Genomic DNA, 12968 nt, shown 5'->3' with positions numbered 1-12968 from the left:
GCGGCAGGGCTGTCCGGGGAAACTCAGGCATAGCAGAGCTCCATCTGGTCGGGTGATGTTCTGGATTGTCGACGGCTGGGGTTGATGGGAGGCGGCTTATCGATGGTTGCGATGGATCGGCGGGTAAACAGGAACTGGCCGACAAGTTGGGCCAGCCTGAGGGGAAGCATTTTGATGCAGTTGGCCCGCGCAGCGATGCGTAGCAGCAGGTAGGCAATCATCGCAGCAAGCACTTGCAGGCGGATCGCATTATCGTTGGTGCCGAGGAACTTGCGGATGTCGAGATGCTGCTTGATCCAGCGGAATAGGAGTTCGATCTGCCACCGGCACTTGTAGAGGCCGGCGATCTCGACGGCCGTTCGGGTCATATCGTTGGTGAGAAGCGTAATCACGCCGCCGTTCTCCCGCCTGACCTTGATGCGCCGCAGCGGTATTGGCAGCCGCGAGTCGCCCTTGCTGGTGAGCTTCACCTCGTCATCGGCGATGACCTTGAAGCCGTCGCCCTTGCACTTGCGATTAGTGCGTCCCTTGATCTTGCGAAGACGCATGCTCGTCTTCGCCCGGGTGACGAAAAAGGCCTTGTTGTCATTGATCTTCTTCCACCACTCGAAGCGGCAATATCCCTTGTCGAACACGTACGTTGTGCCGGCCTGGATAGGGACATGGCGACCGATCTCGATGTCATTGACGTTCGCATCTGTCACCTCGACGCACTTCGGGACATCGCCTTTGGGATCGTAGACCACGTGCAGCTTCATGCCACGGATGCGCCCGTTCCACGTCGCCCAAGTGCAAACCTTGCCAAGCGGGATCGGACTGGCGTCGATCAGGCGCACCATCTCCTGGCCTTCGCTCCGCAACTGCCGGCTCGCCATCGCCGACAGTCTGGCAAAAGTTTGCTTAAAAACCCCGGGCGGCGGGCATTGGCATCCGACAGCGTCGAGCGCGACAACGTGCCGGTGCCCAGATGATAGTGGTGCTGGGGATTGGCGTTGAAGCCGGTCACCACGGCGCGCAGGCTGTTGTTCCCGCTCAACTGCGCATAGATCAGCGTCACCAGGTGATCCCAGCTCTTGAACGACTTGTCATAGGCATCCCCGTCCAGACGATCCACAGCCGTCTGGAACTGCCGCCGATTGATCGGTTCAAGCAGCCTACTAAAAATGCTATCACGAAATCGCATGCTCGGCCTTCTGTGTCTCGACAACCAGAAAAAACCGATTTGCCTCGGTTTTGCCGAGCATGCACCGCGACACAGTGAATCATTCCCCGGACAGCCCTGCGCTTGCGGGGGAGGGTTGGGGTGGGGGTCTCTTCAGACGGGGACACTCCCGATGAGGAGAGAGCCCCACCCGGCGCTTTCGCGCCGACCTCCCCCGCCTGCGGGAGAGGTTGCACCGAGTCAGAGGCGCGACCGGTGCAAGGCAAGGCGATTCCGCGTCACCGCGCCGCCGCGTTCAAATCCATGGTCTCGAGCAGGCTGTTCTGGCGCCAGTCGATGAAGGCGTCCTTGAGGCGGTTGATCTCGCCGGCGTACTCGGGCGCGCCCCAGAGATTATTCTGTTCGAGCGGGTCGCTTGCGAGATCGAACAATTGCCCGTCCGCGGCGCCGTGGATGAACACGACTTTCCAGCGGTCGTCGCGCACCATGGTGATCAGCCGCGCGCCGGTCATGGCGACGTCGCCGGCCTGCTCGGAGAACACGAAGTCGCGGCCGGTCCATTGCTCGCCTTTCAACGCCGGCAGCAGGCTGCGGGCCTGGAACGGCTTTGGATGCTCTGCGCCGGCGAGATCGAGAATGGTGGGCGCAAGATCGAACAGCTGGCACTTTCCGCCGATGCGACGGCCGCCGGAGAACAGGGTGGGCGACCAGAACAGCAGCGGGATGCGCGTCACCGGCTCGTACATCGACCATTTCTGGCTGAGGCCGTGCTCGCCGAGATTGTCGCCATGGTCCGACATGAAGATGACCACGCAATTGTCGAGATAGCCCTTGTCCTCGAGCGTCTTCAGCAGGCGGCCGATCTGCTCGTCGATCATGGTGACGTTGGCATAGTAATGCGCGCGCAGGCGGCGCATTTCTTCATGCGTCGGCTTGAGCTTCCATGACACCGCGTCGTGATCGACCTCGGTGTCGTGGCGGCGCTTCTCTTTCAAATAGGCCGGCAGGCCCTCGATCTCGGCCTCGGTCGGCTGCGGCACCGGAAGGTCGTTGCGGGCGAGATAGTGCTCCAGATATTCGGGCAGCGGGTCATAGGGCGGATGCGGACCCGGCAGGCCGATCTGCATGAACAGCGCGTCGGGCCTGGGCCTCGTCTCCAGCCACCACATCGCGGTCTCGGCGACGAAGATGTCCGGGTGCAGCGATCTCGGCATCTCCCAGGTGAAGGCGCCCATGCGGTCGCCATAATCAGGCAGGCTGCGATAGCCGGCGCGTGACGGCTTGGTCAGCTTATGCGCGGCAAAGGCCTTGTCGAGCTCGTCGGCGAACCAGCGCCCCTCGAAGAAGCGGTCCTTGTTCTCGACCACGAAGCGTTCGTGAAAGCCGGCCTTCGCGTCATAGGGGATGGTGTGCATCTTGCCGACATTGACGCAGTGATAGCCGGCGTCACCGAGCTTGCTGACCCAGGTCTTCTGCCAGTGCTGCCCGTTCTTCAGCACGCCCGAGGCGTGCGGATAGAGGCCGGAGAACAGCGCCGCGCGCGAGGGCACGCAGCTCGGCGCATTGATGAAGCAATTGTCGAAATAGGCACCCTCGCGCACCAGGCGGTCGAGATTCGGCGTCTTCATATAGGGATGGCCCGTCGCCGCGATCGTGTCGAAGCGTTGCTGGTCGGTCATGACCAGGATGATGTGGGGCTTTGTCACGGTTGATTTGTCCTGCGCCGAATTGGTTCAAGAGAAAATATGTCTGACATAATAATTCTTGTCAAACCGGATCGGATTTGATTAGCTGCGATCTCAGGCCCAATTCTGCAGAAATCTTCGTCGAAACTCGCAATAAATCAGACATTTTATTCCACGAGACCGGATCAACGTGGCAAAACTGACCAGCAAGGACAGCCCTCAGTCGATCGCGCGCGACGTGGCGCGGCTGATCCTGACCGGCGTCTGGCGCGAGGGCACGACGCTGCCGCGCGAGATCGAGCTGGCGTCCCGCTTCGATGTCAGCCGCGCCTCGATCCGCGAGGCGCTGTCGCTGCTCAAGGCCAAGGGGCTGATCGCCTCGAAGCAGAAGGCCGGCACCCATGTGCGCGCACGGTTCGACTGGAACATGCTCGACGAGGAACTGCTGAACTGGACGCTGCTGGCGCTGCCGACGCAGGAGTTCGCCAAGCAGATCATGGAGGTTCGCCGCATCGTCGAGCCGGAGGCCTGCGCGATCTGCGCGGTGCGCGGCACGGACGAGGATTTTGCCAGGATCGAACGCGCCTATCGCGGCATGGATGCAGCCGGCATGGACCGAGTCGCCTATGCCGAGCCCGATCTGCAATTCCACCGCGGCATTCTCATCGCCACCGGCAACGATTTCCCTGATCGCCTTCGGCGCGACGGTCGCCGCCGCGCTGCGGATGTCGTTCAATCTGTCGAGCACCAATCCGGGCGCGCCGCGGAAAAGTCTGCCCTATCACCGCGCCGTGCTCGACGAGATCTGGGCGCGCAGTGCCGATGGCGCACGCCAGGCGATGCACAAGCTGATGGATCTCACCGAACAGAACATCGTCTCGGCCATGTCGCGTCAAAAGAAGAAAGACGCCGGCGACGAGAACGTCCGCACCAGACGGACGCGTTGAAGCCTGCAAACAATGTGAGGGAGGTAACGATGAAAACTACATCGCGCGCGAGCTCGATCACCCGCCGCAAACTGCTGAAAGCAAGCGCCGCAGGCGCGGCGCTCGCGGCATTCCCCGCGCCGCTGATCGCGCAGAGCAAGCCGTTTGCCGGCGTGACGCTGCACGGCGCCTCGTTCCAGCACCGCTTCTTCACGCTGCTGCAGAAATATATCCCCGAGTTCGAGGAAAAGACCGGCATGAAGGTCGACCTCCAGCTCTCGGCCCTGCCGGTCTACAACCAGCAGGCCAATCTCGAACTGTCCTCGGGCGGCTCGGCCTATGACTTCGTCAACGTCACCTTCACGCTCGCGACCCGCTGGATCGCGGCAGGACTGCTCGCCAACCTCGACGAGTTCACCGGCGATACCAATCTGACGCCGGCCGAGTGGAATCCGAAGGACTTCGTCGACGGCGCGCAGGTGCCCTATCGCGACGCCAAGGGCGCGACCTACGGCTATTCCTGGGAAGGCGGCGCGATGCTGATGGGTCTGTCGCGCATGGACCTGATGGAGAAGAAGGGGCTGAAAATCCCAAAGACCTTTGCCGAGCTTCAGCAGGTCTGCGCCGAAATCAACGGCACCGACGGCGTCAACGGCATGGTGTCGTGGTTCCTCCACAACTGGAATCTGCCGCCCTACATCCAGGGCTTCGGCGGCAATATCTTCAAGAATCCGCCCGGCGATATCATGCCGGCGCTGAATACGTCCGAGGCGATCCAGGGCGTCGAATTCTATGCGAATTTGCTGAAGAGCGCACCGAAGGGCGTTCTGACCTACACCGAGGACCAGGCGCGGCAGTCGATGCTAACCGGCCGCTCCAACATCTTCATCCACTCCAGCGCCTGGGTGACGCCGATCCTGCTCTCCGAGGAGAGCAAGGTGAAGGACACCTCGCGCGTGGTGCGCTCGCCGGCCGGCCCCGTCCACGACTATCCGGCGTCGAACAGCCAGGGGCTCGGCATTCCCAAGAACGCCAAGAACCAGAAGGCCGCATGGGAATTCATCAAATGGTCGCTCAGCCCTGAGATCTCGATGAAGCTCGTCAGGGAGCACGGTCACTCCTCGGTCTGCCGCCGCTCGATCATCACCAGTGAGGACTATCGCAAGCTCAACACGGTGAACGGCCAGGACCTCGGCGCGCTCTATCTCGAGGTGCTGGAGCTGCCGGGCAAGGGCGAGAACTACATGGCCTATCGCACCTCGAAGGAGTTCCCGATCGTCGGCGACGTCCTCAACAAGGCGTTCGAGCAGGTCGCCACCGGGCAGTTGCCGGCTAAGGACGCCATGAATGCGGCCCAGGACCAGGCCATCGCCGCACTCCGCCGCGCCGGGACAAAACTTTGAGCGAGAGCGGAATTGACGGAGAGCGCCGCAGGTTCATCGCCTTCGCGCTCACGCCGAGCCTGATCGTGCTGTTCGCGGTCGCCGTGCTGCCGGCGATCTATCTCGTCGTGACCAGCCTGACGCCGTTCCAGTTGACGACGCCGGGCTCGGCCACCGATTTTAGCGAGCCGTTCCGCAACTATGGCCTGTTGCCCGGCGATCCCCGCTTCCTCAACTCGCTGGCGGTGCAGGCCAAGCTGTCGGTCGCGAGCGTGCTATTCCAGGTGCTGCTCGGCATGCTGCTCGCGCTGCTGCTCAACGTGCCGTCGCGCTTCGTCGAATTCGCGCGCACCTTCTTCCTGATTCCGATGGTGCTGCCGCCGATCGTGGTCGCGGTGATCTGGAAGTTGATCTACGCGCCCGACATCAGCCCGCTCTACTACGCCGCGCAGGCGCTGCACTTCACCCTGCCGGCGCTGACCTCCAGTGTCGATTTCGCGCTGACATCGATCGTCATTGCCGACACCTGGGAGTGGCTGCCCTTCACCTTCCTGATGGTGCTGGCGGCGCTGCAGACGATTCCGGACGAATATTCAGAAGCGGCCCTCGTCGACGGCGCCAGCAAGCTGCAGATCTTCCGGTACGTCACCCTCCCCTTCATCACGCCGATCCTCGTCATTTCAGGCATGTTCCGCCTGATCGACAGCGTGAAGGCGTTCCCGCTGATCTTCCTCTTGACTGGCGGCGGCCCCGGCACGCTCACCGAGGTCACGAACTACTATGCCTATCTCCTCGCCTTCGACACCAACGAGATCGGCTATTCGAGCGCGGTCACCGTGGTGATGCTGCTGCTGGTCTGCGGCATCAGCCTGGGATTGGTCTGGATGGGCCGGCGCAAGGAAGCACTGGCATGAGCGGGTCTTCCCTCCGCAAGGCCACGCCGGGCCGGCTGATCGCGATCACGGTGATGCTGCTGATCCTGCTCTCGCCGTTCCTCTGGCTGTTGCAGATGAGCTTCAAGTCGAACGAGCAGATCCTGCAATTCCCGCCACCCTTGATCTTCACGCCGACGCTGGAGAATTACGTCTCGCTCTGGCACAGCGCGTTCTCGGCCTCCTTCGTCAACAGCCTGTTGAGCGCCTCGCTCTCGACGGCACTGGCGCTGCTGTTCGGCGTGCCCGCCGCTTACGCGCTGTCGCGCTGGGCTGGGCGTGGCAAGCATGCGCTCTCCTTTGCGATCCTGGTGACGCGCATGGCGCCGCCGATCGCGTTCACCATTCCCTTCTTCCTGTTCTATCGCTGGATCGGGCTGCTCGACACCATCACCGGCCTGGTGCTGGTCTACACCAGCTTCAACCTGCCCTTGGTGATCTGGATGATGCAGCCGTTCTTCGACACCATTCCGGTTTCGCTGGAAGAGGCGGCCCTCGTCGACGGCGCGCGAACGCGCACCGTGTTCACCAAGATCGTGCTGCCGATGGTGACGCCCGGGATCGCCGCGACCGCGATCCTGTGCTTCCTCTATGCCTGGAACGACTTCTTCTTCGCGTTGATCCTGACCCGCACCAATGCGCGCACCGCGCCGGTCGCCGTCGTCAACTTCATGAATTACGAGGGCTGGGAATGGGGCAAGATCGCGGCCGGCGGCTCGCTGGTGATGGCGCCGGTGCTGATCTTCTCGCTCGCGGTGCGCCGCTATCTCGTCTCCGGGCTCACGGCCGGCGCCGTCAAGGGCTGACATCACGAGTCCAACCGGCGCCTCGATTCTGGATTGCCTTGCTGCGCTCGCAATGACGGAGTGTGGAGCTGCGACGCGGCCCTCACGCCGGCCTTACCACACCTCCGCCCCGGGGATTTTCTTGCGCACGGCGATGCGCTGAATCCAGATGCAGCGACGGACGGATCGATTGGAGCGCCCCACCGCGGAGATCCCCTCGCCGGCCTGAAGCAGCGGCGCCACGCTCTCGCGCAGGGCGCGGCAGCGTTGCAGCTCGGCCTGCCAGTCGATCATCGCAGCGTCTGCGCCCGATGCCATCAGCGCCGATACCGCCACGGCAAGACTTATCGTCCGCATCATTCACTTTCCCTTCCGTTTGATCTATCCGCAACGCGCCGGCACAGATCCTGCCGGTCACGCCGATCGTAACTGCAACTCTTTCGCTTGTGAAATGGAACACACTCGAAAGGCCTCTCAGGTTGTATCATGATCGAGATGTAACCACGACGAATGGGCGTGCGACCCCTCATCCTATTTTCGGTTGTTCATTCTCGAACACAGAGTTGGAGTAGGCAATGCTTCACTCAGCCCTCGCTGCTCGCCTATTGCCGTCGTCTTTTCGCGCAGGATAGACGGACGATCCCTGCGACGGACGACGCGCCACCTTAGAGATCGCGATCGGTTCGAAAATTCCGACGTCTCGCCGTATCAGGCGATGCGACGGCCGCCTCCTGCATCGACGGTTGCGCATCGAAAGGAACGCCCTATGGACGAACGCAAGCCGCTTACCAGCGCCTTCCTCACAACCGCAAACTTCTCTATCCACCAGGTCGACAGCGTGTTCAGGGCTGCCGCACACGCTGTTGCGATCCCCGCTGCCGCGCCGGTCACCCTGCCGCCGACGCTCGGGCCGCTGTCGGCCTTCACCGGCACGTTCACGGGACAGGGCTTCAACACGATCTTCCGGCCCGACAGCGCGACGACGCCGACCCGGATGCCGGGGCCGATCAACACCACCGACCCGCCCGATAATGTGCTGGAGCTGAATCTCACCGACGAGACGATGTCGTTCTCGAACGGTCTCGGCTCGATTCCCAATCGCGGCTCGGGACCGCAGGCGGATGCCTTCCTGAACGGCGTGCCCTATCTGCAGGCTATCAACGACGTGACCACCGGGACCCCCGTCGGCATTCATTTCGAGCCGGGCATCTGGCTCGCGGTGCCGTCCAGCACCAATCCGCACGAACCGTTCACCGTCGCGCGCATGGCCTCGATCCCGCACGGCACGACGATCACCGCGCAAGGCAGCGCGCTGCCGGCCATCGCCGGCAAGCCGGCCATTGCGGCAATCGATATCACGCCGTTCGTCGGCGGCAATCCGGCCAACAAGTTCACGTTCCAGAACCAGACCGCGGCCAACAAGACCACACGCAGGCTGCCGCAGGACCTCACCGTGCTGATCGCCTCCGGCAAGCTCACCCAGGCCATGATCGCCGATCCGAACACGGTGCTGCGCAATCAGATCGCGCATCAGACCATCAGCCAGACCATTATCATCGAGACCTCGACCAGGCCCGGCACACCGCTATCAGGCGGTCCGTTGCCGGCCGTCGCTTCGGCCGGACCGCATCCGCAGGCGCCGAACTTCGCCGGCGGCACCGCGAACATCGCATTCCTGCAGGGCGTGCCGGTGCCGCCGCCGGGCGGCAATGGTGCCAATGCCAACGCTTTCCAGATGGATGCCGTGTTCTGGATCGAGACGGTCATCTACGACATCGACGTGCCGCGCATCGCGTCGGGCGCGCCGCCGATCATTCTCCAGCCGCTGCAGAAGGGCACGGTGCCGCTGGTGCCAAGCTTCGTCGCCACGCTTCCGTTCGTGCCCAACAAGGCTTTTGCGGGCGGCCGGGTCCGGGTGGCAACGACGCAGATCCAGTATTCGCAAAAGGTGATGCTGGATTTCAACGGCCTGACCTGGCCGCACGTCTCCGTCGCTTCGCTGGTGCCGGCCGCGCCGGTGCCGATCCCGGAGCATCTGTTGCCACTGACGTGAGTTGCCGCGATGAGATGAGGGCCGCGCAGATGCGGACAGGCCTCAGCGCGTTCCGTCACGCTAGGAACCTCGCGAGGCGGCGGGGCTTAGCCAATCTGTTTGACGGAGGAGGCGGTGATGGCGCCGTTTGGCGCATGAGGTCCGGCAAATCGCGCTGGCTGGCGGCAGCTCAGCTCGGCCTCGTCAGCAGCACCTTCTCCACCCTGCTCAGTCAAGTGACCGCGGCCCAGCTTGGCCGCGACCCGCTTGTCGATTGGATGACGGTCGCAACCATACCGGCCCGCGCGGTGATGCTGTCCCCCGACCCCACCGCAAGCGCGATCGTCATCGGCATCGCGTTTCACCAATGGGCGGACTTTTCCTGGGCGCTGGTGTTTTTTGGCCTGCTGGGCCGTTGGACCGAGAAGCTGCACCCCGCAGCCATCGCCGGCCTCGCGGTGCCCTGGGCGGTCTTGACCTCGGCGATGGAATGGTTCGTGCTCGTCCCGCTGTTTCCGTTCTGGCAGCCGATCTTCACCTTGCAGCAGCCCTACTGGATCGGCTTTCTGGTGCATCTCTCGTCCGCCCTGATGTATCCCTTGTTCGCCTGGCTGCGCTGGCCGGCCGGTCAAGCGCCGTCGACGAGCGCCATACGTTTCGCGCGGCGCTGGACTGTGGGCGCCGGCTGCGTGTTGGCCATATCGGCGAGCGCAGGCCTTGCCGACGCGCTCGCGCTTCCCTTGCCTCTCATGAGCCGCAACGTCGACGAGGACCAGCGTTACATTCGCCACATGACGACGCATCACCAACAGGGCATCGAACTCGCGCAGCTCGCTGTCGCGAGGGCACAGGCGCCGCATCTGCGCGCCCTGGCTGCCCTGATGGTCGCGTCGCAGTCGGGAGAGAACCGGATTTTCGCGCGTTGGTGGGCCGGCTGGTTCACCGAGCCAATGCCGATTTGCTCGCGTGAAGAACGCGCGACAATGCCGGGCTATCTGACGGCGACGCAAATGGCCCGAGTGCGCGATGCGACCGATGCCGAGTTCGACATCATGTTCGTTCGCCTGATGAGCCTGCATCATGCCGGCGCGGTTCATATGGCGGACGCCGAATGGCATTCGGCCGGCGATCCGCGACTGCGCCTCATGGCGCATGCCATCCGTCATGAGCAACAGGGCGAGATCGCCCTGATGAACGATGTCGAGGGCGTCAAGGCCGTCCGAGCGGCCACGCGCAACATGCTTGCGGATAATCTCCGAGACGCCGCGCACCCTGCTGGCTCACAACGGTGATCTTGGACCATTTCCGAAGCCGACATCGGCCATCACAGGCAAATGATCGGAAAGGACGCGTGCTTCCGGGTCGGTCCACGACTTGAGAATCTTTCCGTCCGAGGTCATGTAGATTCGGTCGAGCCAGAGCACGGGTAACCGCGATGGAAAGGTCCGCAACTGCGTTCGCACAGGACAATGCCTGGCCAACACGTGCCGAACGGACTTCACCCAGAACCAGTCGTTGAAGTCGCCAAGCACGATGCTCCTGTGCTTGTCGACCAGATCGACAAGGGCTCGCGCCTGCGCATAACGCTCGTGCATGCTGAGGCCGAGATGGGTCGCGATCACGGTTACCTCGCCGATCGGACATTGGATGCGGGCAGCGATCGCTCGACGGGGTTCGCGCTCCTGATAGGAGACGTCCGTGATCTTCGGCTCAGTCGTGAACGGCCAGCGGCTCAGCAAGACCTGTCCATAGTGACCATCTTCGGCGATGATCGATCGCGCTTCCACACGATATTCGCCGATGGCGTCGGCGAGTCTGCCGAAAACGTCGTCGCTGCGTCCGCGAGAATCCACCTCTTGCAAGGCAACGACGTCCGGCGCCCATTTTTCGATGATCGCGCAGACGCCATCAATGTCGAAACGCGGGTTGAGATTGAATGTCCCATGCACATTCCAGGTCATCATGCGGATGGTTTCGCTCACGATTGCCGTCCGCTCCACCACGTCACCACGAACTGGACCGCGAGACAGACGGCGATCCACGACAGGATCGTGAGGCCGAACCACAACGCGTTCGACCACGAAGCATTCCTCGCGAGCTCCGCTATCTGCGATCCCAGAGCGGCCATCGTTATAATGCCCGGCGCCATGCCGAGAATGGTGCCGATCAGGAAATCCCTCAACCGCAACGCGCTCGCGCCGGCAAGCAGGTTGACCAGCGAGAATGGCGCGATGGGCACCATCCGGATCATCGCCACCGCGACCACGCCCTGACCAATGATGTGGCGTTGAACGCGCAAGGCGCGGGCGCCCAGGAGTGATTGAAGCCGCTTGTGGCCAAGAAAGCGACCAATGACGAACAGCAACGTCGAACTCAGGAGCACGCCTCCCGCAGCACTTAACCCGCCGGTCCAGGGGCCCAGCACCGCGGCCGTCGCGGCAATCAGCGCGATGACCGGAAAGGCCACGAGCCCGCCCACCACGAAGGCAGCCATTGCGAACAATGGCGACATCGGTGATTGCGCGTATTCCGACAGCCGGGACGCGACATACCCGACGTCGGTATAATCACTCAACCGGGTGAATTGCCACGCAAGCGCAATCCCAATGAGCGAAGCCAATGTGCCGATCACAGCCAGCATTGTCCGCGGAGTCCACATGCGCCGTGCTGCGCGGTGAAGGTTGAGCGGCCGCTTCGGATCGGTAATCGGTTGGATGAAGTCGGTCATCGTCCGCATCTGTGTGCTGTCCAGATCAATCGGCACCAACATCCTGCTCGCGCCGGTCGTTGCATGATGATCGAGGAAGCGAAGTAAATCGCCTTCGTTTTCGGCAATCACGTCTTCGTCGAGCCCGCAGAAGTGGCCGATCAGGCGACGCCTGATGCCGCGGATGAAGTTGCGGTGACTCTCGCAGCCGGCTTCAAACGCCAGATCGCATTCGCTGTCGGCTCCCATCGACCGGTTGTTGAGATTAGCCGAGCCAATCCGGAGAAAACCGTCATCGACGATCATGACCTTGCTATGCACCATCACGGCGGCAGGGTTTCCGCCGCTCTCTACTCGGGGATACAGGATACGGAGCCTGTCGGTCACGCCAGCGGAAGCAAATGGCCGGATAAAGCCGCCTCGTCCACCTTGCATGGCCTGCGATTCCAGCCACGACGAATGTGCTTTGGGCGTGACGATCAAGACTTGCAGCGATGGTACGTCGGCCATTCGCTGCGCCAGCGCCTCGGCGATGCCGGCCGCACTGATGAACTGGTTCTCGATGTAAATCAAACGCGCCGCCGCATTGATGGAGCACAGGAACAGGTTGGCCACCTCGTCGACGGCTCTGCCGGCCGCGGTTCTCAATTCGGTCCTGGCGATGCCCACGGATATGTTTCTAGCCCCGCCGGGACCGATGCGGGCCAGGGGTCGGCTTCGGCCGGTCCACACTTTTCCGCGGGGTGACCGGCCGCTCTCCAGCGCGCGTTTGCGATCTCGCCCAGCGCAACGGCGGAGGCGCCGTCCACCATGCACTGGACGTCATGGAACGGCGGATAGGGCTTTCCGTCAGGATCGCGGCGCAGCGGATGATCGGCGAGATGCTCACCGCTGTCCCAGCGTCGAATCGTCAGATCGAGACCGCCAGAAAAGGCGACAGCGTCGTCGATGACGACGATCTTTTGATGCTGCGCTGAACCCAGTTGCAGGCTTGAATCCAGTCGAAAATTGATCCGACCGTGACCGGCTGCCATGAACTTTCCAGCGGAATCCCGTTCGCGCTCCGCGGCGTACAGCGCCGAAAAATCCCAAATCAGGATGTTGATCTGGAGTGCAGGCTTCATCTCCAACAACGCCCCGAGAAAAGGACCGAGCGTGACCGGCAAGCCATCGTCGGCGTGACCGGACGGCCCCACGAGCCGGACTTCGCTGTGGATGTCCCAACCGATGATGTGAACCTGCCGTTCGGCAAGTCGCAGAGCTGCCCTGAGAGCGCCGAAATATTCGGAGCCGTCGCTCAGGATGGCGACCCTGGAGGCCTTGCACCGCTTCCATACGGTCTGGTCGGGAATCAGGA

10 protein-coding genes and 1 pseudogene are annotated in these 12968 nt (G+C 62.8%); 5 read left to right on the top strand and 6 right to left on the bottom strand.

Annotation, left to right across the window (positions count from 1 at the left end; all coding sequences use genetic code 11):
* Positions 1–23: 23 nt before the first annotated feature.
* Both ACTGJ9_RS09685 and ACTGJ9_RS09680 read right to left on the bottom strand, forming a co-directional pair.
* Positions 24–1183: pseudogene (locus ACTGJ9_RS09685) on the bottom strand (IS4 family transposase).
* A 257-nt stretch (positions 1184–1440) separates the two neighbouring features.
* Positions 1441–2868, bottom strand: a complete 1428-nt coding sequence (locus ACTGJ9_RS09680; protein WP_456676871.1) for a sulfatase family protein — start codon at positions 2866–2868, stop codon at positions 1441–1443.
* A gap of 169 nt (positions 2869–3037) precedes the next feature.
* Here ACTGJ9_RS09680 and ACTGJ9_RS09675 point away from each other — a divergent pair, with 169 nt between their 5' ends.
* The 3 genes from ACTGJ9_RS09675 to ACTGJ9_RS09665 are packed head-to-tail and all read left to right on the top strand — an operon-like array spanning position 3038 to position 6893.
* Positions 3038–5176, top strand: a complete 2139-nt coding sequence (locus ACTGJ9_RS09675; protein WP_456676870.1) for an extracellular solute-binding protein — start codon at positions 3038–3040, stop codon at positions 5174–5176.
* Positions 5173–6069, top strand: a complete 897-nt coding sequence (locus ACTGJ9_RS09670) for a carbohydrate ABC transporter permease (RefSeq protein WP_456676869.1) — start codon at positions 5173–5175, stop codon at positions 6067–6069. The genes ACTGJ9_RS09675 and ACTGJ9_RS09670 overlap by 4 nt, the downstream gene beginning before the upstream one ends.
* The gene (locus ACTGJ9_RS09665) at positions 6066–6893 is read left to right on the top strand and encodes a carbohydrate ABC transporter permease (RefSeq protein WP_456676868.1); all 828 of its coding nucleotides are present in this window, start codon (positions 6066–6068) and stop codon (positions 6891–6893) included. Before ACTGJ9_RS09670 ends, ACTGJ9_RS09665 begins: the two co-directional genes overlap by 4 nt.
* Before the next feature lie 93 nt (positions 6894–6986).
* On the opposite strand, the gene ACTGJ9_RS09660 is transcribed toward ACTGJ9_RS09665, so the two are convergent.
* On the bottom strand, positions 6987–7232 hold the full coding sequence (locus ACTGJ9_RS09660; RefSeq protein ID WP_456676867.1) for a hypothetical protein: 246 nt from the start codon (positions 7230–7232) through the stop codon (positions 6987–6989).
* Positions 7233–7638: 406 nt separating this feature from the next.
* On the opposite strand from ACTGJ9_RS09660, the gene ACTGJ9_RS09655 reads away from it, so the two are divergent.
* Positions 7639–8925, top strand: coding sequence for a heme-binding protein (locus ACTGJ9_RS09655; protein ID WP_456676866.1), 1287 nt, complete (start codon positions 7639–7641; stop codon positions 8923–8925).
* Positions 8926–9140: 215 nt separating this feature from the next.
* Positions 9141–10196 (top strand): DUF305 domain-containing protein, encoded by a 1056-nt coding sequence (locus ACTGJ9_RS09650; RefSeq protein WP_456676865.1) that lies wholly within the window; start codon positions 9141–9143, stop codon positions 10194–10196.
* Here ACTGJ9_RS09650 and ACTGJ9_RS09645 read toward each other — a convergent pair.
* Genes ACTGJ9_RS09645 through ACTGJ9_RS09635 form a run of 3 tightly spaced genes read right to left on the bottom strand, consistent with a single transcriptional unit; the run spans position 10185 to position 12777 of the window.
* Positions 10185–10946, bottom strand: coding sequence for an endonuclease/exonuclease/phosphatase family protein (locus ACTGJ9_RS09645; RefSeq protein WP_456676864.1), 762 nt, complete (start codon positions 10944–10946; stop codon positions 10185–10187). The two genes, ACTGJ9_RS09650 and ACTGJ9_RS09645, sit on opposite strands and share 12 nt — an antisense overlap.
* Positions 10883–12280: a VTT domain-containing protein gene (locus tag ACTGJ9_RS09640; RefSeq protein WP_456676863.1), complete on the bottom strand. Its 1398-nt coding sequence runs from the start codon at positions 12278–12280 to the stop codon at positions 10883–10885. Before ACTGJ9_RS09640 ends, ACTGJ9_RS09645 begins: the two co-directional genes overlap by 64 nt.
* Positions 12256–12777, bottom strand: coding sequence for a hypothetical protein (locus ACTGJ9_RS09635; RefSeq protein ID WP_456676862.1), 522 nt, complete (start codon positions 12775–12777; stop codon positions 12256–12258). Before ACTGJ9_RS09635 ends, ACTGJ9_RS09640 begins: the two co-directional genes overlap by 25 nt.
* Positions 12778–12968: the final 191 nt, after the last annotated feature.

This window comes from Bradyrhizobium sp. RDM12, from assembly GCF_051917485.1.
Taxonomy (GTDB): domain Bacteria; phylum Pseudomonadota; class Alphaproteobacteria; order Rhizobiales; family Xanthobacteraceae; genus Bradyrhizobium.
Note: the sequence above shows the minus strand (reverse complement) of the source record. Positions and strands in the feature narration are given on the sequence as shown.

What these genes read in the sequence shown, in the direction of transcription:
- ACTGJ9_RS09665 (WP_456676868.1), top strand. Translation starts at nt 6,066, where the DNA reads ATGAGCGGGTCTTCCCTCCGCAAGGCCACGCCGGGCCGGCTGATCGCG.
- ACTGJ9_RS09660 (WP_456676867.1), bottom strand. Translation starts at nt 7,232, where the DNA reads ATGATGCGGACGATAAGTCTTGCCGTGGCGGTATCGGCGCTGATGGCA.
- ACTGJ9_RS09655 (WP_456676866.1), top strand. Translation starts at nt 7,639, where the DNA reads ATGGACGAACGCAAGCCGCTTACCAGCGCCTTCCTCACAACCGCAAAC.